This is a genomic window from Streptomyces sp. CNZ287, from assembly GCF_007827615.1.
The window spans coordinates 137,140-160,865 of the sequence record NZ_VISV01000009.1 but is presented as its reverse complement, the minus strand read 5'-3'; the positions used below and the strand labels follow the sequence as shown (position 1 = coordinate 160,865).

20 protein-coding genes are annotated in these 23,726 nt (G+C 75.6%); 11 read left to right on the top strand and 9 right to left on the bottom strand.

Annotation, left to right across the window (positions count from 1 at the left end):
• Positions 1-133: 133 nt before the first annotated feature.
• Positions 134-1,840 carry a TlrC/CarA/OleB/SrmB family ABC-F type ribosomal protection protein gene (locus FB457_RS18300; RefSeq protein WP_145782431.1) on the bottom strand — a complete coding sequence of 569 codons (1,707 nt, stop codon included), beginning with the start codon at positions 1,838-1,840 and terminating at the stop codon, positions 134-136.
• Positions 1,841-2,252: 412 nt separating this feature from the next.
• On the opposite strand from FB457_RS18300, the gene FB457_RS18295 reads away from it, so the two are divergent.
• From FB457_RS18295 to FB457_RS18280, 4 genes are all read left to right on the top strand, one after another.
• Positions 2,253-3,113, top strand: a complete 861-nt coding sequence (locus tag FB457_RS18295) for a hypothetical protein (protein ID WP_253911509.1) — start codon at positions 2,253-2,255, stop codon at positions 3,111-3,113.
• Positions 3,113-5,305 (top strand): bifunctional serine/threonine-protein kinase/ABC transporter substrate-binding protein, encoded by a 2,193-nt coding sequence (locus FB457_RS18290; RefSeq protein WP_047019125.1) that lies wholly within the window; start codon positions 3,113-3,115, stop codon positions 5,303-5,305. The genes FB457_RS18295 and FB457_RS18290 overlap by 1 nt, the downstream gene beginning before the upstream one ends.
• A gap of 13 nt (positions 5,306-5,318) precedes the next feature.
• Positions 5,319-7,991, top strand: a complete 2,673-nt coding sequence (locus FB457_RS18285) for a protein kinase domain-containing protein (RefSeq protein ID WP_145782430.1) — start codon at positions 5,319-5,321, stop codon at positions 7,989-7,991.
• 264 nt (positions 7,992-8,255) lie between these two features.
• Entirely contained in the window at positions 8,256-8,942 is a 687-nt protein-coding gene (locus FB457_RS18280) for a glycoside hydrolase family 11 protein (protein WP_047019123.1), read from the top strand.
• Positions 8,943-9,029: 87 nt separating this feature from the next.
• Here the strand turns inward: FB457_RS18280 and FB457_RS18275 are convergent, their stop codons facing one another.
• Entirely contained in the window at positions 9,030-10,121 is a 1,092-nt protein-coding gene (locus FB457_RS18275; protein WP_145782429.1) for a glycoside hydrolase family 5 protein, read from the bottom strand.
• Between the two features lie 592 nt (positions 10,122-10,713).
• Between FB457_RS18275 and FB457_RS18270 the strand changes: the two genes are divergently transcribed.
• Together FB457_RS18270 and FB457_RS18265 are read left to right on the top strand one after the other, a co-directional pair.
• Entirely contained in the window at positions 10,714-11,556 is an 843-nt protein-coding gene (locus FB457_RS18270) for a peptidoglycan-binding domain-containing protein (RefSeq protein WP_047019121.1), read from the top strand.
• A 164-nt stretch (positions 11,557-11,720) separates the two neighbouring features.
• Entirely contained in the window at positions 11,721-12,266 is a 546-nt protein-coding gene (locus FB457_RS18265) for a SigE family RNA polymerase sigma factor (protein WP_047019120.1), read from the top strand.
• Here FB457_RS18265 and FB457_RS18260 read toward each other — a convergent pair.
• Positions 12,233-12,832, bottom strand: coding sequence for a CGNR zinc finger domain-containing protein (locus FB457_RS18260; RefSeq protein WP_047019119.1), 600 nt, complete (start codon positions 12,830-12,832; stop codon positions 12,233-12,235). The genes FB457_RS18265 and FB457_RS18260 overlap by 34 nt on opposite strands.
• A gap of 85 nt (positions 12,833-12,917) precedes the next feature.
• Here FB457_RS18260 and FB457_RS18255 point away from each other — a divergent pair, with 85 nt between their 5' ends.
• A complete protein-coding gene (locus FB457_RS18255) occupies positions 12,918-13,706 on the top strand; it encodes an MBL fold metallo-hydrolase (protein WP_047019118.1) in 789 nt (262 codons plus the stop codon).
• A gap of 214 nt (positions 13,707-13,920) precedes the next feature.
• Complete coding sequence (locus FB457_RS18250) at positions 13,921-15,210, top strand: MFS transporter (protein WP_145782428.1); 1,290 nt, start codon at positions 13,921-13,923, stop codon at positions 15,208-15,210.
• Here the strand turns inward: FB457_RS18250 and FB457_RS18245 are convergent.
• A complete protein-coding gene (locus tag FB457_RS18245; RefSeq protein WP_047020586.1) occupies positions 15,197-15,775 on the bottom strand; it encodes a TerD family protein in 579 nt (192 codons plus the stop codon). The two genes, FB457_RS18250 and FB457_RS18245, sit on opposite strands and share 14 nt — an antisense overlap.
• A 131-nt stretch (positions 15,776-15,906) precedes the next feature.
• A complete protein-coding gene (locus tag FB457_RS18240; RefSeq protein ID WP_047019116.1) occupies positions 15,907-16,728 on the bottom strand; it encodes a DMT family transporter in 822 nt (273 codons plus the stop codon).
• A gap of 73 nt (positions 16,729-16,801) precedes the next feature.
• Between FB457_RS18240 and FB457_RS18235 the strand changes: the two genes are divergently transcribed.
• Positions 16,802-18,271, top strand: a complete 1,470-nt coding sequence (locus FB457_RS18235; RefSeq protein ID WP_047019115.1) for an aminotransferase-like domain-containing protein — start codon at positions 16,802-16,804, stop codon at positions 18,269-18,271.
• Between the two features lie 27 nt (positions 18,272-18,298).
• Here the strand turns inward: FB457_RS18235 and FB457_RS18230 are convergent, their stop codons facing one another.
• From FB457_RS18230 to FB457_RS18215, 4 genes are all read right to left on the bottom strand, one after another.
• Entirely contained in the window at positions 18,299-19,642 is a 1,344-nt protein-coding gene (locus FB457_RS18230) for an extracellular solute-binding protein (protein WP_145782426.1), read from the bottom strand.
• A gap of 123 nt (positions 19,643-19,765) precedes the next feature.
• Entirely contained in the window at positions 19,766-20,518 is a 753-nt protein-coding gene (locus FB457_RS18225) for an SDR family NAD(P)-dependent oxidoreductase (protein ID WP_047020585.1), read from the bottom strand.
• An 88-nt stretch (positions 20,519-20,606) separates the two neighbouring features.
• Positions 20,607-21,410: an SRPBCC family protein gene (locus tag FB457_RS18220; protein ID WP_145782425.1), complete on the bottom strand. Its 804-nt coding sequence runs from the start codon at positions 21,408-21,410 to the stop codon at positions 20,607-20,609.
• The gene (locus tag FB457_RS18215; protein ID WP_486589060.1) at positions 21,407-22,096 is read right to left on the bottom strand and encodes a helix-turn-helix domain-containing protein; all 690 of its coding nucleotides are present in this window, start codon (positions 22,094-22,096) and stop codon (positions 21,407-21,409) included. The genes FB457_RS18220 and FB457_RS18215 overlap by 4 nt, the downstream gene beginning before the upstream one ends.
• Before the next feature lie 137 nt (positions 22,097-22,233).
• Between FB457_RS18215 and FB457_RS18210 the strand changes: the two genes are divergently transcribed.
• On the top strand, positions 22,234-23,103 hold the full coding sequence (locus FB457_RS18210; RefSeq protein ID WP_047019112.1) for an alpha/beta fold hydrolase: 870 nt from the start codon (positions 22,234-22,236) through the stop codon (positions 23,101-23,103).
• Entirely contained in the window at positions 23,100-23,696 is a 597-nt protein-coding gene (locus FB457_RS18205) for a DUF4291 domain-containing protein (protein WP_047019111.1), read from the top strand. The genes FB457_RS18210 and FB457_RS18205 overlap by 4 nt, the downstream gene beginning before the upstream one ends.
• Positions 23,697-23,726 lie beyond the last annotated feature (30 nt).

Here is a 23,726-nt window from a genome sequence, read left to right as displayed (position 1 = left end):
GATCCCCACCCTCGGGGACGGCCCGCCGGAAGGTACCCCCAGCGGCGGGCGCGGCAGCGGCCGGCGGGCCGCGGAACGGCGCCCGCCCGGGGACCGGCCGGGTGAAGGACCGGCGGGACGGGTACGGCGGGCGTCACTCATGTGGGCGAGGGGTGCCCGCGTCCAGGTGGAGGCGGTTGCCGGTGAAGCGGGCGCGCATGCGGCGGTCGTGGGTGACCACGACCAGCGCGCCCGCGTAGCCGGCGAGCGCCTGCTCCAGTTCCTCGACGAGCGCCGGCGACAGGTGGTTCGTCGGCTCGTCCAGGAGCAGCAGGTCGACCGGCTCGGCGATGAGCCGGGCGAGGTCGATGCGGCGGCGCTGCCCGTACGACAGCTCCCCCACCCGCAGCCGCAGGTCCGCCGGGCGGAAGAGGCCGTACGACAGGAGTCGCTCGGCGTGCTCGTCCAGGGTGCCGGGGCGGTCGGCGGCGAACGCCCGCAACACCGTGGCGCCGGGCGGCCACGCGGTCTCCCCCTGCCGCAGGTGCCCCACGCTGCCGGGCACCCGCACCGTCCCGGAGTCCGGCCGCAGCTCACCGGCCAGCACCCGCAGCAGGGTGGTCTTCCCGGCCCCGTTGGGCCCGGTGACCAGCAGCCGCTCGGCGGCCCCCAGGCGCAGCGACGGCAGCCGCAGCCGGTCCCCGACGACGACGTCCGCCAGTTCGGCGGCGGGCACCTCCGCCGCCGGTTCCGGGCCGGCCGGGGTGCCGCCCGCGTCCGCGACTGCCGCGCTTCCGCCGGGCGGCGCCGCACCGGGGCCGCCGGACTCCAGCCGGGCGCGGAACACCAGCGGCTGCGGCGGGGGCCGGACCGGGTTCGAGGTGAGGCGGGCCACCCGCTCCTTCGCGTTGCGGATGCGGACCGCGGCGCCGTGCGTCCTGCTGCGGGTGCGGAACGCGCCGTGGCCGAAGACCGCCAGCGGCTGCGACCGCGGGATCGCCGTGAGACGGGTCGCGGCGGACTCGGCCAGGCGGCGGTTGCGGGCGAGTTCCGCGCGCCACTCCTCGTACTCGCGCAGCATGCGGGCGCGTTCCGCGGCCTTCGCGGCGAGATAGCCGTCGTAGCCGTCGCCGTAGCGGGTGACCCGGCCGCCGTCGACCTCCAGGACCGTCGTCGTCAGCCGCTCCAGGAACAGCCGGTCGTGGGTGACCGCGACGAGGGTGCCGCGGTGGGCGCGCAGGTGGTCCTCCAGCCAGGCGACCGCGCGGTCGTCCAGGTCGTTGGTCGGCTCGTCGAGCAGCAGGACCTCCGGGCGGGCCGCCAGGGTCGCGGCCAGCGCGAGGCGGGAGCGCTCGCCGCCGGAGAGAGTCCCCAGGCGGCGGTCGCGGGCGAGGGCAGGGAGGCCGAGGCCGGTGAGGGCGGCGTCGACGCGGGTGTCCGCGCGGTACCCGTCGCGGGTCTCGTACTCCTCGACGAGCCGCCCGTACGCGGCCAGCGCCGCGTCCAGCAGCGCGCCCGGCGCCGCTCCGGCGAGCCCCGACTCGGCCCGCCGCAGCTCCGCTTCGAGCGCGCGGAGCCCGGCGAGCGCCGTGTCGACCGCGTCCTGGACGGTGGCCTCCTGCGGCAGGTCGAGGCTCTGCGGCAGATAGCCGAGGCCGCCGGGGGTGACGAGGGTCGCCTCGCCCGTGTCGGGACGGGTCCTGCCGGCGAGGAGGCGCAGCAGCGTGGACTTGCCGGAGCCGTTGTCGCCGATGACGCCGGCCTTCTCGCCGGGGCGGACGGTGAGCGTCACGTCGCCGAGCACGACGCGCTCGCCGTAGCGCTTGGTGACGGTGTGGAGGGAGAGTTGTGCGGTGGTCATGAGGTGGGTGCCCCTGTTCCCGGCCGTGGCCGTTCGCGACGGATCGAGGACGGGTCCGTACACGAGAGCGCGCCGCGGCGCCGCACGGAAGGGCGGGGGAAGCGGGACTCGCGCACGGACGGGCGCGACGGCACGCGGAGCGTGGCTCTACGCGGTCGTGCGCCCGGCGGTGATCACAGAGTTCCCATACGCACAACGTACGGCATGCCAGCCCGCCCGGGCAACGGCCATTTTCCGGCGCAGACGGAGGCCCGGCGCCCTTGTAGAGTTCACCGCCAAGACGCGATGCCGCTCCGGTGTCCGGCAGCGGAACCGCCGGACACCGGAGCGGCATCCGTAGGGGTGGCCGCCGCGTGGCGTTCGGCACGCCGGGCCGGAGGGTCGCGGAGGGCAGGGGGCAGGGGTGGGAGTCATGGCGTACGGAAGACGCGTGCGCCGCCGGGGTGTTCCGGCGGCGTTAGTCGCGATGCTGCTCGCGGGCGCGGCCGCCTGCGACAGCGGAAGCGAGCCCGGGAAGAAGGCGACCGCGAGCAGGAGCGCGACGGCCGGCGGCGATACGGCGCCCACGCGGGCACCGAGGCCCGAGGCCGACCCGGAGAAGGTCCCGCGGACCGCGGCGCAGGCGCGGCGGTTGGTCCAGGACGTCCTCGCCGAGCCGGAGCACTTCGGCCCCGGCACGGTGAAGGCGACGCCGTACGAGAGCGATCCGGCGCGCTGGACCGTGCTCGCCGAGGACTGCGCGTGGCGCACGGAGGGGCTTCCGGACGACGTACTGGCCACGCGCACCCGCTACTTCGAGATCCCCGCCGCGGGCGGCAAGGGGGCCATGGAGGTCTCCGCCACCGTCACCGTGCACCGTACGACTCTCGACGCGGCGTGGGAGCAGGCGCGGATGCTGGAGGAGGCGGTCGGCTGCCCGGAGCAGACGCTGCGGGCCGGCGAGCGGCTGACGGGCCTGACGTCGCTGGCGCTCGCGTACGGCGAGGGCGCCAACGAGACGAGCGACGACGCGCTCTCGGAGCGCGGCGAGTGCGTGAGCGACAGCCGGGGCGGGCCGTACCCGTACACGTGGGACCAGTCGACGTTCGGCCCGGTGGTCGTCGGCGTGTCCGTCTGCGCCGGAGAGAAGACCGTCGCCGGGGACGTGGCGACCATGAGCGTCAAGCCGCTGGTGACGATGATGCAGCGGGCCCAGGGCGCGATCGCCCGCGAGGACCCGGGAGACGCGGGAGACGCCGGAGACGGCTCACCGGGAACGAAGGAGGGCGACTGATGGAGCGGTTGCTCCCCTCCGACCCCGCGCACCTCGGCGGGAACCGGCTGCTGGGCCGGCTCGGCGCCGGCGGCATGGGCGTGGTCTACCTCGCCCGCACCCGGGCCGGCTCCCCGGCCGCGGTCAAGGTGATCCAGCCCGAGTACGCGGAACGGCCCGAGTTCCGGGCCCGGTTCCGCCGTGAGGCGGCGTCCGCCCGCCGGGTCGCCAGCCCGTGGGTGGTGCCGGTGCTCGACGCCGACACCGAGGCCGACGCGCCGTGGCTGGCCACGGCCTTCGTGCCGGGCCCCTCGCTGGCCGAGGCGGTCGAGGCGTGCGGTCCGCTTCCCGGCCACGGCGTACGGGTGCTGGGCAAGGTGCTCGCGCGCGCGGTCGCCGCGGTGCACGACGCCGGTCTTGTCCACCGCGACCTCAAGCCGGGCAACGTGCTGCTCGCGCTCGACGGCCCGCGGCTCATCGACTTCGGCATCGCCCGGCCCACGGCGGCCGAGGAGACGGAGCTGACGTCGGACAGCATGGTCGTCGGCACGCCCGGGTTCCTCTCCCCCGAGCAGGCGCGGGCGCAGCGGGTCGGCCCGGCGAGCGACGTCTTCTCGCTGGGGTGCGTGCTGGCGTACGCGGCCACCGGCCGGCCGCCGTTCGGTACGGGCGCCGCGGACGCGCTGCTCTACCGCACGGTGCACGACGAGCCGGATCTGGACGGCCTCGCGGACGAGGGGCTGCGGGCGCTGCTCGTGCGGTGCCTTTCGAAGGAGGCAGAAGGGCGGCCGACCGCGGCCGGGTTGGACGCCGAACTGGTCGCGGACGCGCCCGAGGGCGACATCGACTGGCTGCCGGACGCGGTGGTGCGGATGGTCGCCGAGCGTTCTGCGGAGATGCTGCGACTGCCCGGCGTGGAGCCCACCGAGGTCTCAGGGACGCGTGCCGGAGACGCGGGGGACGTGGACACCACCGCGGCCCCGGCGGCACCCGCCCGTCCCGGCCGCCGCCGGATCCTCGCGCTGGCCGGCGGCGGCGCGCTCCTCGCCGCGGGCGGCGGAGCGGCGCTGTGGGCGGTGCTGCGCGACGACGGCGAGGCGCCCGCTGAGGCGCGCGGCCCGCGCCGCACCCTCGGGCTGCACGCGGACCTGACGGGACCTCAGAGAGAAGCCGGGGCGGCCCAGGAGCGGGCCGCGCGGCTGGCGGTGGAGCAGTTCAACGCCCGTGAGAACGCGCCGTTCACGCTGGAGCTGACCGTCGCCGACGACGGCGGGGACCCGGCCCGCGCGCTCACCGTCGCCCGGCGGCTCGTCGGCGACCGCGATGTGCTCGCCGTCCTCGGCCCGACCGGCTACGGCTCCGCCCAGGCGTCCCTGGACGCCTACAACGGCGCGGGGATGCCGCTGCTGACGGTCTCGGAGGGGTCGTACAGCGCCGCGCAGGCGGCGCTGGTCAACGGGGAGCCGAAGGCGTACTTCCACGCCACTGCTCTCAGCCTGCGGCCCGCCTTGACCACCGTGTACGTGCTCCTGGGCCAGGGCGCGGCGAACATCGGCCTGCTGTCCGACCGGGCGGGCGGGATCCGTGCCTTCGAACACAGCACCATCGCGCACAACGCGGCGACGGGCGCGGAGCTGGGACTGTACCTGCGCGTCGTACCCGCCGCCGCGGACGCCGGTGCGCTGGGCCCGGTGGTCGCGGACATCGTCGACCACGGCGTCGACGGTTTCTTCTACACCGGCACGCCCGAGCGCGCCGCGGCGGTCGCGCGCGAGCTGGCGAAGCGCGGCTTCGACGGACCGCGGTTCCTCGACGAGCCCGCGGCCGGCGGCGCGTTCACGGCCGCGGCCGCCGACGCGGCGGAGGGCTGGCAGACGCTGACGCCGTACGTCGGAGCGGACGCCGATGCGGTACGGGACTTCGCCGCCGCGTACCGCAAGCGGTTCGGCGGCGCGCCGGGGCCGTGGGCGGCGGAGGCGTACGACGTGACGCGGCTGATCGCCGACCGGCTGGCCGCGCTCGCGCGCAAGAGCAGGCGCAGGCCCACGCGCGAGGCGCTGGCCGCGTCGCTGACCGCCGCCCGGTTCAAGGGGCTGACGGCCACGTACAGCTTCGACGAGAGCAGGGAGATCGAGCAGGGGAAGATCCACCACTACCGCGTCGAGGACGGCCGGTTCGGCTACGTCGGCCCGGTGGCCCTCCCCGGCTCCTGACGGGGGGCGGACGATGCGGGCGCTGCGCGCGGACGACCCGGACGAGCTGGGCGGGCACAGGCTGCTCGCCCGGCTCGGCGCGGGCGGCATGGGCGTGGTCTACCTGGCGCGCGCGGGCGACGGCACGCTGGTGGCGCTGAAGGTCATCCGGCCCGAGCACGCGGCGAACCCGGCGTTCCGCGCCCGGTTCCGGCGCGAGGTGCGTCTCGCGACGGGGCTGACGGGCCGCTGGGTGGTGCCGGTGACCGCGGCCGACGCCGAGGCCCGGGCGCCGTGGCTGGCCACGGCGTTCGTGCCGGGGCCCGCGCTGGTGGAGGCGGTCGACGGGTACGGGCCGCTGCCGCCGTACGCCGTCTCGGCACTGGGCGCGCGGCTGGCGGAGGCGCTGGCGGAAGTGCACGCGGCGGGGCTCGTGCACCGGGACGTCAAGCCGGGCAACGTGCTGCTCGCGCTCGACGGGCCGCGGCTGATCGACTTCGGCATCGCGCACGACTCCGGGGCAACGGCGCTGACGGCACCGGACGCGGTGATCGGGACGCCCGGGTACCTGGCGCCGGAGCAGATCAGGGCGGGCGGCCGGGCGGGGCCGCCGAGCGACGTGTTCGCGCTGGGCTGCGTACTGGCGTACGCGGCCACGGCCCGCCGCCCGTACGGCACGGGCAACCCGGCCGCGGTCCTGTACCGCACGGTGCACGAGGCGCCGGATCTGGCGGGACTCGAGGTGCTGCCGCGGGGACTGCGGGCGGCGATCACGGCGTGCCTGGCGAAGGCCCCGGACGACAGGCCCACGGCGGCGGAGCTGCGGACGGCGCTGGCGGCGGAGCCGGGCGCCGCCGCGAGCCGGGCACCGGGTGACGCGTCCGCGGCGCCCGCGGAGGGACCCGTCGACCCGCGGGTCCCGGCGCCCCCGCCGCCGGACGCGGCCACCCGGGTCCTGCGGGACCAGGTGGCAGGAGAGGCCGGAGAAGGCGGGCCGGCGTCGGAGACGCTGCCGTACGAAGCGACGGAGGCCGCAGGACACGGCGCGGCGGGCCGCTGGACGGAGGCGGACGAACTCGCGGGTGAGCGCCGCGCGGTGGACGACCGCGGCGCCGGGGGCCGGGAGTCCGGCGGGAACGCCGACGACCCGCAGGGGCGCGAGGACGGCTCCGCGGACGGCCCGCCCGCCGCGGACGGCGCCGGTGAGGCACGGCCCTCCGGCGTACGGGCCGCGGACGGCGCGGGCGATCCGCGGCTCCCCCGCGCACGCGCCGCGGACCGGCCCGGCGACCCGGCGCCCCGTATCCCGGCCGCCCCGCCCCCCGCGCCCGTTGCGGGCCTGCCCGCCGGCCCCCATGACTGGCTGCCGTCGCCCGTGTTGCGGCTCGTCGCCGAGCGGTCCGCCCGGGCACTCGACCCGCCGCCGCGGCAGAGCGCGCTCGCCGGCGCCGCGCCGCCCGGCGCGGCGGACACCGTCACCGCGGGCCGGCACGGGCCCTCCCGGCGGCGGTTCCTCGTCGGCGGCGCCGCCGCCGTGCTCACCGCCGCGGGGGGCGGGGCGGCCGCGCTCTTCCGCGACGGCAACGGCGGCGGGGACGGCGGCGCTTCACCGCGCCTGCCCACCCACCCCATCGCCCTGCACGCCGCCCTGACGGGTGATCAGAGCGCCGTCGGCGTCGCCCACGAGCGCGGCGCCCGGCTCGCCGTGGCGCTGCACAACGCCCGCGACGGCGCCCGCTACCGGCTCGCCCTCGTCCCGTACGACGACCGCGGCGACCCCGGCCGGGCGGAGGACGTGGCCCGGCAGGTGCTCGGCGAGCGGTCCTTCCGGGCGGTACTCGGCCCGACCACCGCCGGCACCCTGCGCGCCGCGCTCCCGCTCTACGGCGAGGAGTCGCTGGCCGCCGTGAACGTGTCGGTCGACACCGAAGCGGTCGGGGTGGGCAGGACCGACGCCCCGTCGCTCGTCGGCACCCGGCTGTCGGGCGCCTATCACACGCACCCGGTCCTCGACTACCTGACGCGGGTACGCGGCGTGGTCCGTACCGCGGTCGTGCAGGACGCCGCCGCGGGCGGCGAGGTGCAGGGCGTGGTCGACACCCTGCGCGAGTCGCCGCCCGGGGAGGGCGAGGCGAGTTTCCATCCGGTGGCGGCGGCGGACGGGTTCGGCGCGGCCGTCGCCGCGGCGCTCGCGCGCCGGCCGGAGGCCGTCGTCTACGCCGGCGCCTCACCCGGGCGCGCGGCGTCGTGCGCCCGCGCGCTCGCCGCGGCCGGCTTCGACGGGCCGCGGACGTCGTTCGAGCCGGTGATGCGGCCGGCGTTCCTGCGGGAGGCGGGGGCAGCGGCCGAGGGCTGGGTCTTCGGCGCGCCGTACACGGCGGCGGAGCAGGCGACGTCGAAGGCGGCCCGCGCCTTCACGGCCGCGTACCGCGAGCGCTACGACGGCCCGCCGCCCCGCTGGGCCGCCGAGGCGTACGACGCCGTGGGCCTGATCGCCGCCGCGCTCGACGCGCTGGGCGGCGGCACGGAGATCGTGCCGGGCCAGGTCGCGGAGCGGATCGTGGAGGTGAGCCACGCGGGCGTGGCCAAGCCGCTGCGCTTCACCGCGGACCTGGTGCACATGCTGGAGCCGAGCAGGACGGCGTTCCTCTACGAGGCCCACAACGGAGCGTTCCGTTTTCTCGGCCGTCACGACCAGGTCACCTGATCCTTCGAAACTTTCGGGCGCAGAATCCTCTCTTGGGATCTTCTCAATACTCCCCCGACGGACTTGCGTTGCACCTCTCTCGCGTATAACCGCCTGAACTGCGGCGATACTTACCCACCTCGAGGACACCTCACTGCAATGTTTCGGAATCACCGCCGAAACTATTGACACCCTTCCCCGGCGGTTCAACACTGACGCACGACCCGTTCGGCGCCACACTGGCCCGGCGGCAGGCCCTCCCGCCTGCCGTCACGAGGAGGAAGAATGAACACGAACGGCACCCCCCACGGCGTGAGCCGCCGGCAGTTCGTCGGCCGCGCCGGAGCAGTCGCCCTCGGCGCGTCCGCGGCCACGCTCCTGCCCGCCGGCGTCGCCCACGCGCAGACCATCACGACCAACCAGACCGGCAACCACAACGGGTACTACTACTCGTTCTGGACCGACGCGCAGGGCACGGTCTCGATGACGCTGGGCAACGGCGGCAACTACAGCACCTCGTGGCGCAACACCGGCAACTTCGTCTGCGGCAAGGGCTGGAGCAACGGCAGCCGCCGCAACGTGAACTACTCCGGCAGCTTCAGCCCCTCCGGCAACGGCTACCTCTGCCTCTACGGCTGGACCTCGAACCCGCTCGTCGAGTACTACATCGTCGACAGCTACGGCACCTACCGGCCCACCGGCGAGAACCACGGCTCGGTGAGCAGCGACGGCGTCACGTACGACATCTACCGGACGATGCGCTACAACGCCCCCTCCGTCGAGGGCACGAAGACCTTCCCGCAGTTCTGGAGCGTCAACAGGTCGCGGCGGGTCGGCGGCACGATCAACACCGGCACGCACTTCGACGCGTGGTCCCGGGCCGGGATGCAACTCGGCAACTTCAGCTACTACATGATCATGGCAACGGAGGGTTTCCAGAGCAGCGGCAGCTCCAACATCAACGTCGGCTGAAACCGGGGAAAACCGAGGAAGGCGGCGGGAAAGAGCCGCGGGACCGGCCCGCACCGAGCCGGTCCCGCGGTGTCGTGGCCCCCGCCGTCACTCCTTGATACGCGCCCGGATCCAGACCCCGGCCTCCTTCAGCACGCCGGTTCCCGTCCACTGGTCACCGTCGCAGGTGCCCTCCTTGAACACCGCGCCCGAGCGCCAGTCGTCGGAGAAGTTCCAGTTGGTCCAGGAGATGCCCTTCTGCTTCATGAGGTCCAGGTACCGCTGCGACATCGCGAAGTCGTTCGCGCCCTCGCCCGCGTAGTCCTGGGTGCCGAACTCGGTGACGAACACCGGCAGCGCGTCGGCGGCGCGGGAGAGCGTCTGCAGGTACTCGTCCCCGTGTGAGGCGGCGTAGAAGTGGAAGGTGTACATGATGTTCCCGGCGTCGACCGGATTGTCGATCACCTCGCGCTCGTCCGCCCCGTCCGAGACGCCGAAGGAGGACCAGGCGCGGGTGCCGACGAGGACGACGCCGTCCGGGTCGTGCTGCCGGACGACGGGGATGATCTCCTCGGCGTACCTCTTGACCGCGCCCCAGCCGACGCCGTTGGGCTCGTTGGCGATCTCGTAGAAGACGTTGGGCTGGTCCTTGTACCTGCTCGCCATGTCGGTGAAGAAGCGCTTGGCGAGGGCGGTGTTGGCGTTGGGGTCGCCGGGACTGAGCATGTGCCAGTCGAAGACCGCGTACATGCCGCGGTCTACCGCCTGGTCGACGACGCGCTGGGCGAGGGCGGTGAAGCGCTCGGGGTCGGTCTCGTAGCCGTCTTCCTGTACGTACGTGGAGACGCGCAGCACGTCCGCGTCCCAGTCCTGCGCCAGCGCGTCGAGGGAGCCGTCGGTGAGGCACTGCTCGTACCACTGGGTGCCGTGCGAGCTCATGCCGTTCAACTGGACGGCCTGGCCCTGCTCGTTGCAGAGCCTGGTGTCGCAGACCGCCAGCCGGCCGTTCTCGGCGACGGGCGAGCCCGCCGGGGCCGCGGCGCGGGCGGCGGCCTGGGCCGAGGTCGTGCCGCGGGCGTCGCGGCCGGTCGCGGCGGAGTCCTCGTCGGCTCCCGCGCTGAGCTGCGGGGTGAGGGCGAACAGCAGCGCGGCGGTCGCGACGCTGGCGGAACCGAGCAGGAGGGGCTTGGTCCTTCGCATGGGGGGTCTCCAGTTTTGGGGGTCGTCCCATCCGGAGTGCGGATGGGCGTGGCCGGAAAGCTAAGGTCCTTTCCGCACGCCGTCAAGACTGGAAGGAAACTTTCCTAACCACGCCCGGAGAGCGGGCCGTTGGCCGGCTACAGCACGAGGTAGAACACCAGCGCCAGCGGTGCGACGACCGTGATGGTCAGCGCGATGATCCAGGCCGTGACGCCGAAAGTGCGGTCGTTGTCCATAGGGGCCTCCCTGGTACAGCCGAGAATCGGCCAAGAGGGGGGCGACGCCAGTATGCGTCGGATTGAGCGGGTGGTGGGGCGTTTTGCCCGAGCACATGTACGGCAAACAGGCCGGGGACGGGGGGCGAATCGGCCGCGCGAACCGCGGCCTGCTTGCATAATCGTCGGCATCGAACTGGAGGGGAACGCCAGTGCCATCCGACGGGTGTCCGCGGTGCTTCGCACCGCTCAAGGAGGACGGCAGGCCGAGTTGCGCGTGTGCGGCGGACGCGGCACCGCAATCGGATACGCCGACGACCGGCAGCACGCCTGCGACCGGGCAGCGCGCCGAACCCCGGCTGATCAGACCGTACGTCATGCGCGCGACCGAGGCCGGGGGCGGGCAGGACGCGGACGGCGGGAGCGAACCGGGGCCCGGAACCGAGCTGTTGCCGGTGCCGCGCGCGGCGTTCCTGCCGCAGGTGGCGCCGGGGAGTGCGGTCGCGCGCATCGAGGCGGCGCAGCCGGAGCCGGATGACACGGTGGTCGGGGGCGGGCACCGCCGCCGCCCCACCGGGCTGCTGCTCGCGGCCGGCGGGGCGGCGGCGGTGATCGCCGGGCTCGTCGTCACCGCCGGGCTGCTGACCGGCGGTCCGGAGTCGGACGAGGCGGGCCCGGGACCGGCCCGCATCAGCACCGGTCCGTCCGGCGGCGGCGAGGCGGACGGGGGCCCGCTGGGCGACGACGAGGGCGCACCGGCGGACGGTACGGGCGCACATCCCGACGACCGCGCCGGGCGCGACCGCGGGGACGGGAACGCGCCCCCCGCCGGCCGCCGGGCCGCGGGCGACGACCACGCCGGCGACCTCGCGCCGGGCCGTACGAACGGGCAGATCGGCTCGATCGCCCCCACCGCCCCGCCCGCGTACGGCGCCTCCCACCCCCCGCCATCCTCCTCCCCCACCGACGGCGCCCCCGCCGTCCCCGTCCTCCCGCCGGTGCTCGGGCCCGGCGACTCGGGACCCGAGGTGACCGAACTCCAGCACCGGCTGCGCCAGGTCGGGCTGGGCCTGCTCCAGCCCGCGGACGGCGCGTACGACGACGGCGTACGCACCAGCGTGCGCACCTTCCAGTCGGTCAACAACCTGGAGGAGGACGAGCGCGGCGTCTACGGCCCGGAGACCCGGCGGGAACTGGAGTCGCGCACGGACGAGCCCTGAGTCCGGCCGCGCCCGCGGGGCAGGACCCTGCCGGCGGCGAAGACCCGTGTCGGTCGCGGGGGTTGCCGCCCGGGTCGCCCTGCCTTAGATTGCGTTCACCATCTTGAACGATGACTGACGACGTGAACAGGGGCCTGGACACGCGAGAGCGAGGAGAGGCCACCGTGGGCATACCCAGCGCCGGTCACGACGCCGCGGCGACCGCGGAGTTCCGCGAGTTCTTCGAGCACCACTACGCCGAACTCACCCGGCTGGCGAACTCGTTGAGCGGCGAGGCGGAGGGCGCCGACGACGTGGCGGCCGACGCGCTGGCCGCGCTCTGGCACCGCTGGGACCGGGTGCGCGCCGCCGACCACCCGGCCGCGTACGCCCGCGGGGTCGTCGCCAACCTCGTCCGCAGCCGCATCCGCAGCGCCGTACGCGAACGCCGCCGCCTCGCCCTGTACTGGACCGGCGGCCACGAGCACGCCGAGGGACCGGACGTGCCGGCGGTCGTGGACGTACGCGACGCGCTGCGCGGGCTGACGTTCCGCAAGCGCGCCTGCGTCGTGCTGCGGCACGCCTTCGACCTCTCCGAGCGCGAGACGGCGCACACCCTGGGCATCTCGGTGGGCACGGTCAAGAGCCAGACCGCCAAGGGCGTCGCCCAACTGGAAGCGGCGCTGGCCGGCGGGGCTCAGCCGCCGTCCGGCCGGGTGCGCCGCGCATAGGCGCGGGCGGCGCGGGCCCGGTCGCCGCAGCGGGTGGAGCACCAGTGGCGGCGGCCGTGGCGTAGCAGGTAGCGGTTGCAGGGGCTGGAGCCGCAGCGGGTGAGGCGGTCGGCGTCGGGCGCGGTCAGCAGGTCGGCGGCGTCGGCGGCGAGGACGGCGAGGGCGCGGTCGAGGATCTCGTTGGTGGGGCACGGCGCCGCGCGGTAGGGGCCGTTCTTCTCGTCCCAGTACAGCAGCGCGGCCGTGGGGGCACGGCTGAGCGCGTCGTTCACGGCGGCCAGCGCCGCCGGCAGGGCGGGCAGCCCCTCGGCGCGGGCGGCGAAGAGCACCCGCAGATGCTCGCGCAGCGAGCGCAGCTGCGCCGCGCACATCTCCCGTATCCCGGCGTCCGCCGGGGCGAGGCCGTGCCCGGTGAGCCAGCGGTTGGCGTCCGCGGGGGTGCCGAGGAGGTCGGTGAACTGCCCCCCGGGCAGCGCCATGGCGCTGTTGACGAAGTCGAGCGACGGGTAGTCCGCGGCCCCGGGGGCGGGGGTGGCGGTGAAGTCGCCGGTCGGGCTCTCGGGCATAGGTCTCATGGTACGGGTTGCCGTCATCCGTGAGGCAGGGCTATGGTCCTCACGGATAATTCAACTGCTATCCGTGAGGTTCATCATGGCCGAAACCGGCACGTCCGCCGAGCAGTTCCCCGTACGCGTCCTCGGCGGGCCCACCGCCCTCTTCGAGTACGGCGGTCTGCGCTTCCTGACCGATCCCACCTTCGACGAGCCCCGCGTCTACGAGGTGCCGGGCGGGTCGCTCACCAAGACCGCGCCCCCGGCGGCGGCGCCGGCCGCGCTGGGCCGTATCGACGTGGTCCTGCTCTCGCACGACGAACACCCCGACAACCTCGACGAGTCCGGCCGGGCGCTGCTCGCCGACGTCCCGCTGACGCTGACCACGCCCGGCGGCGGAAAGCGGCTGGGCGCGGGCGCCAGAGGGCTGGCCGGCTGGGAGACGGCCGAGCTTGACCGGCCCGGCGGCGGCACGGTCACGGTCACCGCCGTGCCCGCCGTGCACGGCCCCGAGCCGCGCGCGGTCGTGGAGGCCGCGATCGGGGAGGTCACCGGGTTCGTCCTCACCGGGGCGGGGCTGCCCGTCGTCTACGTCAGCGGCGACAACGCCTCGACGGCGGCGGTCGCGGAGACGGCCGGGCGGTTCGGCCCCGTGGACACCGCGATCCTCTTCGCCGGGGCACCGCGGGTGCCGGTGCTCTTCGGCGGCGAACCGCTGGTCCTGGACAGCGCGCAGGCCGCCGAGGCGGCGCGGGTCCTCGGCGCCCGCCGGGTGGTCCCCGTCCACTACGACAGTTGGTCGCATTTCACCGAGGGCCGCACCGAACTGGCCGCCGCGTTCGACGCGGCCGGGCTGCGGGACCGGCTCGACTGGGGGCTGCGGGGCTGATCCCGCGGACCGTCCCGCCGGGCGCGCGCCGGCCGCCCCGGCCCGGTGACCGCCCCGCGCCGTCCGGCCGGGCCGGTCGCCGGGCCGCGGGCGCGGTCTGCCGCCGTGGCCCGCACCCGTACCCCGGCGGGAGTCGGCGGGAGAGTGCCGCGTACCGTCGGCGCCGTACGCCCGAATCGCACATGTGTCGCATCCCCGAGTGAAGGAACCCCAGGTGACCACGACCGCGCCCGCCGGGCCCGCCGTCCGCACGCGGGCCCGCGCGCAACGCCGGGCCCTCACCGTCCTCTTCGCCGCCCAGGTCCTCAGCGGCGCGGGACTTGCCGCGGGCGTGGTCAACGGCGCGCTGCTCGCGCAGGACATGCTCGGCTCCACGAGCCTGGCCGGGCTGCTCGGCGCGCTGGCCACCGCTGGGGCCGCGCTGGCGGCGGCCGTCGTCGGGCAGCTCTCCGACGCGTACGGCCGCCGCCCCGGGCTGGCCGCCGGGTATCTGGCCGGCGCCGTCGGCAGCGCGGGGGCCGTCGCGGCGGCGGTGGCCGGCAGTTCGGCGCTGCTGTTCGCGGCGATGGTCGTCTACGGCGCAGGCACCGCCACGAACCTCCAGGCCCGCTACGCGGGCGCCGATCTGGCCGCGCCCGCGTACCGTGGCCGCGCCGTGTCCACCGTGCTGGTCGCCACCACGCTGGGCGGGGTGGCGGGTCCCAACCTGGCCGTGCCCGCGGGCGATCTGGGCGCCGCGCTCGGCGTCCCGCGGCTGTCCGGGCTGTTCCTCGTCTCGGCCGCCGCGTACGGCGCCGCCGCCCTGGTGCTGGCGGTGTGGCTACGCCCCGACCCGCTCCTGCTCGCGCGCGAACTCGACGCCGCGGAGGGCTCCGCCGCGCCGCCCGCGGCGGAGCCCGGCGCGGCTATCGGGGCGGAGCCCGGCGCGAAGCCGCCGGCAGGACGGCGCGGCCCGGGGGTGCTGCCGGGTGCGCTGGTCATGGTGGTCACCCAGCTCGTCATGGTCGCGATCATGACGATGACACCGGTCCACATGCACGACAACGGCCACGGCACCGCCGCCTCCGGACTGGTCATCGCCGTCCACATCGGCGCGATGTACCTGCCGGCGCCGCTGTCCGGCTGGCTCGTGGACCGCCGCGGCCCGCTCGTCGTCGCCGTCGCCGCGGGACTCGCCATGCTGGCCGCGGGCGTGGTCGCCGCCACCACCGCCGAGTCCACCGCCGTGTTCGCGGTGGCCCTCGCACTGCTGGGGGTGGGCTGGAGCCTGGGGCTCGTCAGCGGTACGGCGATGGTCACCAGCGCCATACCGCCCGCCACCCGGGCCCGTACCCAGGGCCTGGTCGACGTCGCGATCTCGGCCGCGGGCGCCGGCGGCGGGCTGGCGTCGGGCGCGGTGGTGGCCGGCGCCGGCTATCCGCTGCTGACCGTGGGCGGCGGCATACTCGCCCTTGCCGTCGTGCCCGCGGCCGTCGCCGCGGCGGGCGGGATCAGCCGACGTTGACGCCGTAGTCGGTGGCGATGCCGTGCAGCCCCGAGGCGTAACCCTGGCCGACGGCGCGGAACTTCCACTCCCCGGCCCGCCGGTACAGCTCGCCGAAGACCATCGCGGTCTCGGTCGAGGCGTCCTCGCTCAGGTCGAAGCGGACCAGCTCGACGCCGTCGCTGCGGTTGACGACCCGGATGAAGGCGTTGCTGACCTGGCCGAAGTTCTGCCCGCGCAGATCGGCGTCGTGGATGGAGACCGGGAAGACGATCTTCTCGACCTGCGGCGGGACCAGGCTGAGGTCCACGTTGATCGACTCGTCGTCGCCGTCGCCCTCGCCGGTGAGGTTGTCGCCGGTGTGCTCGACCGAGCCGTCCGGACTGGTGAGGTTGTTGTAGAAGATGAAGTGCTGGTCGGACAGCACCTTCCCGGAAGCCCCGCACATCAGCGCCGAGGCGTCCAGGTCGTGCGCGGCGCCCGTCGTGGTGCGCACGTCCCAGCCGAGCCCCACGGTCACGGCCGTCAGCCCCGGTGCCTCCTTGCTGAGCGAGACGTTGCCGCCCTTGGCCAGGGAAACTCCCACGATCACCCCTCCACCTCTGATGTCCCTTCGCCACCCTACAGGCGGTCGCCGCACGTGCGGAGACCTTCTGTCGTACGCCGTACGGGACGCGATCGGCCGGCCGCCCGGGGGCGTACCGGAACGGCCGGACGTCAGGTACGCGCCCGCTGGGTGACGGCGATGCAGGCCAGGACGATCACCGCGGTCACCGGGGCGAGCGGGGCGAGGTGTTCGCCCATGAGCAGCACCGACCAGACGAGGGTGAGCAGCGGCTGGGCGAGCTGGAGCTGGCTCGCCCGCGGCACCCCGATGACGGCCATGCCGCGGTACCAGAGCACGAACCCGCCGAACTGGGCCACCGCCGCGATGTACGCAAGTCCCGCCACCGACTGCCCCGTCAGGTCTGCCGGCTCCCGCGGCAGGGCCAGCGCGGCGACGAGGGCGGTGACGGGCAGGGCGGCGACGCAGCCCCAGGCGATGACCTGCCAGCCGGGCATGCGCCCGGCGAGCCGGCCCCCCTGGGCGTAGCCCGCCGCGCACAGCAGCAGCGCACCGAAGAGGCAGAGGTCGCCGGTGCCGGGCAGGCCGCGGCTCTGGCTCAGCGTGAAGGCGAGCACCGCGAGGGCGCCGGCGCCGGCGGCGGTCCAGAACGTACGCGACGGGCGGCGGCCGGTGAGCGCGGCCGAGCAGGCGGCGGTGGCCAGCGGCAGCACGCCGATGACGACGGCGGAGTGGCCGGTGGTGGAGGTCTGCAGCGCCAGGGTGGTCAGCAGGGGGAAGCCGAGGACGCAGCCGACTGCGACGGTGAGCAGCGCGGCCAGGTCGCGGCGCGGCGGGACCGGCGCCCGGGCGGCGGCGAGGCAGCCCGCGGCGAGCAGGCCGGCCAGCAGGCCGCGTACGCCCGTGGCCGTCCACGGGCCGAGGCCGTCCAGGGCCCAGACGGTGGCGGGGAAGCTGAAGGAGAAGGACACCACGGCGAGGGCGGCCAGGAGCGTGCCGCTGCGGACCGATATCGCCGCCGGCAGAGTAGCGCTATCTTGTGCTGTCATGAACGACAGTAGCAGTGTCGCCCAGTTGGTCGCGGTCCTGCGTGACGAGCTGAGCCGCTACTCCGAGGGCGAGAAGCTGCCGTCCAGCCGGGCGCTCGTGGCGCGCCACCGGGTGAGCCCCGTGACGGTCTCCCGCGCCATCGCCGCCCTCACCGCCGAGGGCCTGGTGACCAGCAGGCCGGGCGCCGGCGTGTTCAAGGCCCCCGTCCGCGCTCCCGCCCGCGCCCTCGGCGACGTCTCGTGGCAGGAGGTGGCGCTCACCGCGGACCCGCCGTACGCCGCCGTCGACACCGGCCCGCGCGCCGCCGACGCGGCCGGGGTGCTGGCCACGCTCGCCGCCCCGCCCGCTGAGGTCGTCGACCTGAGCGGCGGCTATCCGCACGCCTCGCTGCGCCCGGAGCGCGCGCTGGCCGGGGCGCTGGCCCGGGCCGGCCGGCGGCCCGGCACCTGGTCCCGGCCGCCGGTCGCGGGGCTGGCCGAGCTGCGCGACTGGTTCGCCCGCGACATCGGCGGCCCCGCCGGGCCGCTCGGCGCCGCCGACGTACTGGTCACCGCCGGCGGGCAGAGCGGGCTGACGACCGCGCTGCGGGCGCTGGCCGCTCCCGGCTCCGCGGTGCTGGTCGAGTCGCCCACGTACCCGGGGCTGCTCGCCGTGGCCCGCGCGGCGGGGCTGCGGCCGGTGCCGGTGCCGCTCGACGCCGACGGCGTACGGGCCGACCTGCTGGCCGAGGCGTTCGCCGCGACCCGCGCCCGGGTGTTCGTCTGCCAGCCGCTGTTCCACAACCCCACCGGCGCCGTGCTGGCGCCGGGGCGGCGTGCGGCCGTGCTCCGCACCGCGCGGGCCGCCGGGGCGTTCGTCGTCGAGGACGACTTCGCACGCCGGCTCGCGCACGCGGACGCCGCGCCGCTTCCGCCGGCGCTCGCCGCCGACGACCCGGACGGCGTGGTGGTGCACGTCCGCTCGCTGACCAAGGCGGCCTCGCCCAGCCTGCGGGTCGGGGCGCTGTCGGCGCGCGGGCCCGTGCTGGAGCGGCTGCGCGCGGTCCAGGTCGTCGACAGCCTCTTCGTGCCCCGCCCGCTGCAGGAGACCGCGCTCGAACTCGTCGGCTCCCCCGCCTGGGCGAGCCATCTGCGGGCGCTCGCGGGCGCGTTGCGCGAGCGCCGGAGCGCCGTCCTGGCCGCGCTCCACGCCGAGCTGCCGGGGCTCGTACCGGACCGGCCGCCCCTCGGCGGCTACCACCTGTGGCTGCGGCTGCCGGACGGCGCCGACGAGGCGGCCGTGGCCGCGGCGGCGCTGCGCCACGGCGTCGCGGTCACCCCGGGGGCCCCGTACTTCACCGCCGAGGCGCCGGCGCCGCACCTCCGGCTGAGCTACGCCGCCGGCTCGGGCACGGCGCAGTTGCGCGAGGGCGTACGCAGGCTGCGCCGCGCGTTCCCCGCCGACTCGCCGCTCGCGGGCGGGGATTGAGGGGGGCAGCGGCGGGACCCCGTGACGTCAGCGGTTCAGCAGCGCGTCGATCTTCCGCTCCGCCGCCCGCCATGCCTGCGTGGGCGTCAGCTTCCCCTGCTCGACCGGCAGGATGCCCGCGTCGGTGATCTGCTGCTGGATCGGCTGGTCCTTCGCGCCGAGTTCGAGGGTCGGGATGCTCTTCGCGGCGATGGAGAAGATCTCGCCGGTCGGCGCGTCGTTGAAGTACGGGTGGGTGGCGTCCGCGACCTGCGGCAGCTCGTACGCGGCCTGCGAACTGGGGAAGCTCGCCCGCTTCTCGAAGAGCCTGGCCTGCTGCTCGGGCGCGGTCAGCCAGGCCGCGAGCCGGGCCGCCGCCTCCCGGTGCTCGCCGGCCTCGGGGACCGTCAGGAACGAGCCGCCCCAGTTGGCGGGCTTGGGTGCGGTGGCGATGTCCCACTTGTCCGCGGCCCCCGGCCCCGCCTTCTCCTGGATGTAACCCAGCATCCAGGACGGGCAGATGACGGTCGCGAAGCCGCCCTCGGCGAAGCCCTCGTCCCAGGCGGGGGTGAACTGCTTGAGCCGGGCCGTCATTTCACCCTGTGCCGCCTGCATCGCCAGGTCCCAGGAGACCTCGACGGCGGGACTGTCCTGGTAGATGACCTCGCCCTCGCGGCCGAAGTAGCGCACGGGGAAGCTGCTGATCGAGCCGTTGTAGACGCCGGCGGCCGAGTCGACGAAGGCGGTGCCCGCGGGGGCGTTCGCCATGTAGTCCGCGCCGATCCCGAGGTACTTCTCCCAGTCGGAGAACCACAGCGCGGCGACCTCCTCGCGGTCGGTCGGCAGCCCGGCGGCGCGGAAGAGGTCCTTGCGGTAGCAGACCGCCATCGGGCCGATGTCGGTGCCGAGGCCGACGGTCTTGTTTTCGTCGGTCGTCGCCTGGTCCCACTTCCAGGGCAGGAACGCGCCCTCGTCGACGCCGGTCGCGGTGCCGAGGTCCATGAGCCGGTCGGCGCGGGTGGCGACGACCTCGCTGATGTTGCCGACCTCGACGGCCTGGATGTCGGCGAGCCCGCGGCCGGAGTCGAGGGCGTCGCGCAGCGCCGGGTAGTACTCCTCGTTGCTGGGCGCCGCCTTCTCCACGATGGTGACGTCGGGGTACAGCTTCTCGTACTCGTCGTAGAGCCCGGCCTCCTCGAAGCCGAAGACGCCGAAGACGCCGACCGTCAGCGTGACGGGCCCGCCGTCGCCGCCTCCCCCGTCCGGCTCCGCGGCGGGCGGGCCGTCGTCGAGCAGCGCGCAGCCGGCGAGGAGGCCGGCGGCCAGCACGGCGGCGAGACCACGGGACGTGCGGGTACGGGTGCGGTTGCTGGTACGTGGGCGTATGCGCATGGGACTCCCCCGGAAGCCGCCGCGCCCCCTCCCGGTGACGGGGCGCGGCGTGGCTTGGGAGCGTAGCGTGGGAGCGCTCCCGAGTCAGCCCATCTGCACATTTTTCGATCGCCGCGGAACGGTTCAGTCCACGATCGCACCGCAGGTGATGTTCAGCTCGGCCGCCGTGATCGACGCGGCCCGGTCGGAGGCCGCGAACGCGGCGGCGTTGCCGACGTCCTCGTACGTCGCCGTCCGGCCCAGCATGGTCGGCTCGACCAGCGAGGCGACCAGTTCGTCGCGGCCCTCGAAGCCCTCGGGGATCGACTCCGGGATACCGCCGGTCTTCAGCCCGACGACGCGCACGCCGTGCGGGCCCAGTTCGGCGGCGAACTGCTTGCGCAGCATGTCGACGGCGCTCAGCGCGACCTGGAAGCCGCCGATGAAGTAGTCGTGCATCGGGTCGCCGACGCCGCCGAAGGTGAGCAGCACGCCGGACTTCTGCCGGATCATGTGCCGGGCGGCGGCCTTCGAGGTCAGGAAGGTGGTGCGTACGGCGTTGCGGACGGGCGCTTCGAAGTCGCTCAGCGTCATCTCGGCCAGGGGCGTGCCCTGGATGTCGCCCACGGAGACGAGGTTGATGGAGACGTCGACGCTGCCCGCCTCCTTGGCCACGGCGTCGGCGTGCGCGTCGACGGCGCTCTCGTCCAGCGCGTCGACGGCGGCCGTCGACACCTTCCCGCCGGCCTCGCGCACGTCCGCGGCAACGGCCTCCAGGCGCGCGGGGGTCCGGCTGGCCAGGTGCACGGTGGCGCCTTCGCGGGCGAAGCCCAGCGCGACGGCGCGGCCGATGCCGCCTGCACCGTAGACGAGGGCGTTCTTCTCCTTCAGCAGCATGATGATCCTCACTTGTCGAACGCGGCTGTGATGGTCCTCAGTTGTCGAACGCGGTGGTGGTACGCGGCCCCCTTCGGGGTCGTCGTCCTCAGTTGCCGAACGCGTGGCGGGCGCTGGTGAGCCAGGCGCGCCACCTGTCCTCCTCGCGTGCGGCGGCGCCGGGCGGGGCGCCGTACAGGCGGGCGAGGAGGTTGACCGAGAGCGGGGCGCCGGGGGCCATCGGGAAGCAGGAGAAGGCGTACAGCGCGGGGTACGGCTCGGCGGCGCGCAGCAGTACGTAGCCCGGGCTCCTGGCCTCGACCGTGCCGGTCAGCTCCGGTGCGCCCGTGGGGGTGCGGAACGCGGCGCCGGCGGGGGCCGCCCCGATGCCGAGGAGGCGGTCGAGGACGGCGGCGGCGCGGGGCCGTTCGGCGGCGGGCAGGCCGAGGCCGACGAGCACGCCGACGCTGCCGGCCGGGCGGCCGGCGAAGTGCGTGAGGTAGGCGCGCAGGACGGTCAGCGACATCCGCCAGCCCTCGCCCGCCCCCTCGACCAGGTCCTCCCAGCCCTCGCCGTCGTGGCGGAAGCCGTTGACGACGCGGACGACGCAACTGCCGCCGCCCGCGGCCTCCACGAGGAACTCCGTGGCCAGCGGCGGCGCGTCGGGGCCCGCGGGCTCCTCGTAGCCGAAGCGGTGCGGCGGGTCCCAGTCGGTGACGGTGGCGTGCGCGGTCTCGCCGTAGGGCTCGCGGTGCACGGTCATCGCGCCGCCCGCGGCGGGGTCGATGTCGGCGGGGAAGAGCCAGGCGGCGTGTCCCGGCCCGGTGGCGATGGCGCGCCACACCTCGTCGGGGGTGCCGGGGACCGTGATCTCGTGGCTGCTGAGGCGGGCCGTGGGGTCGTCGTCCGTCACGGCCGCTCGCCGCCCTCGGCGCCGTCCGGCGCCTCCGGTACGTCCGTCGCCTGCGCCGCGTCCGTCGCTTCCGGTGCCTCCGGTGCCTCCGGTGCGCCGGGGTCGACGCCCTTCGGCACGGGGTGGACGGAGACCGTCAGCCGCTGCCAGCGACCGTCCGGCGCGGCCTCGTCGTGGTACTTGGAGACCAGCCCGTTCACCGCGGCCGTCAGCTCCTCGGCGAACGCCGCCCGGTCGGCCGGCGAGCGGAACCGCACGGCGGCGTCCAGCCCGTAGACCGGCAGCCGCTTGCGTCCGCGCAAGGCGTTACGCGCCATGCCGCCGACCTCCGCGACGACCCGGGCCGCCAGCGCGACGACGTACGCCGCCGACAGCCGGTCGCCGTCCGCCCGCGGCCCTCCGGCGGCGGCTCCGAGCGCCTCCGGGGAGACCACGTACCCGGCGGCGCTGGCGACGAGCTGCCGCTCCGTCAGCCCGCCCCAGACGCGGGTGCCCGCGACCTCCACGAGGCCGTGCTTCTCCAGCAGCCGCAGGTGGTAGTTGACCCGCTGCCGGGGCACGCCGAGCCGGCTCGCCAGGGCGGAGGCCGAGGCGGGCGCGCGCAGTTCCGCGAGCAGCCGGGCCCGCACCGGATCCAGGGCGGCGGCGGCCGAGGCCGGGTCCGCGATCACGTCGATGTCCTCCATGCCGCAAGACTTCCCTTGACAAATAAATTTGTCAAGCGCTGACCTGGGCGCCCGCGCCCGATCGGGTACGCGGGCACCCGGCCGGCGGGCCGGAATCCGGTTGCCGCGCGGGGAACGCCGCTGACAGGGTCGTCGCCATGAAGGACTTCACCGCCCCCGACGGGACCGCGCTCGCCTACCACGACTCCGGTGGCGACGGCGCGCCCGTCGTCTGCCTGCCGGGCGGGCCCATGCAGTCCTCCGCCTACCTCGGCGACCTCGGCGGGCTGACCGCGCACCGCAGGCTGATCCGCCTCGACCCGCGCGGCACCGGCGACTCCGCCACCCCGGCCGACCCCGCGTCGTACCGCTGCGACCGCCTCGTCACCGACGTCGACGCGCTGCGCGCGCACCTCGGTCTGGACCGCCTCGACCTGCTCGCGCACTGCGCCGGCGCCAACCTCGCGGTGCTCTACGCGGCCCGCCACCCCGAGCGCGTCCGCCGGCTCGCGCTGATCACGCCGAGCGTCGCGGCGGTCGGCATCGACGTCACCGCGGAGGACCGGCTGGCGGCGGCCCGGCTGCGGGCGGCGGAGCCGTGGTTCCCCGGGGCGTACGCGGCGCTGGCGGACCTGACCGCCGGCCGCGGCGGCGAACGCGGCGCCATCGCACCGTTCTTCCACGGCCGCTGGGACGACGCGGCCCGCGCCCTGGACGCCGCGTCCGGCGAGGACCGCAACGCCGAAGCCGCGGCCGCCTACGGCGCCCCCGGCGCCTACGACCCGCCCGCCACCCGCGCCGCCCTGGCCCGCCTGACCGCCCCCGCGCTGGTCCTCGCCGGGGAGGTGGACGTCAACTCGCCGCCCCCGGCGATGGCCGCGTACGCGGCCCTCTTCGCGAACGCCCGCTGTGCCGTCCAGCCCGCCGCGGGCCACCACCCGTGGCTGGACGACCCGGCGCTCTTCACGGCGGCCACGGCGGCGTTCCTGACCGGATCCCCCACGCGGGCGGAGGAGTTGCCGGCATGACGACGGAAGCACGGCAGGTCCGCGCGCGGCAGACCGCGGACACGGTCACCGTCTACCAGGCGTACGCGCCCGCCGTCGCCGGGCCGGCGCTGCGGGCGGGCACGTTCGTGCCGCCGTTCAAGCGCGAGCGGATGACGTGGATCAAGCCGTCGTTCCTGTGGATGATGTACCGCTGCGGCTGGGCGGAGAAGCCCGGCCAGGAGCGCGTGCTGGCCGTCGAGATCAGCCGGCGGGGCTTCGAGTGGGCGCTGCGCCACTCCTGCCTGAGCCACCACGACGGCCGCGTGTACGCCACCCGGGAGGACTGGCTGGCGGCGAAGAGGACCAGCCCGGTGCGGATCCAGTGGGATCCGGAGCGGGACACGGCTCTGCGGCCGCTGGAGCGGCGCGCGATCCAGATCGGGCTCTCCGGTCCCGCGGTCGGTGGGTACGTCGAGGAGTGGATCCGCGGGATCGAGGACGTCACGCCGCTCGCGCGGGAAGTGCGCGCGCTGCTGCGGGAGCGGCGGCGCGAGGAGGCGGCCGCGCTGCTGCCGAGGGAGGAGCCCTGCCCGCTGCCGGACGACGTCCTGGCCCGCATCGGCGCCGGCTAGGCGGTGACCTGCGGGCCTCCCCCGCGTGCG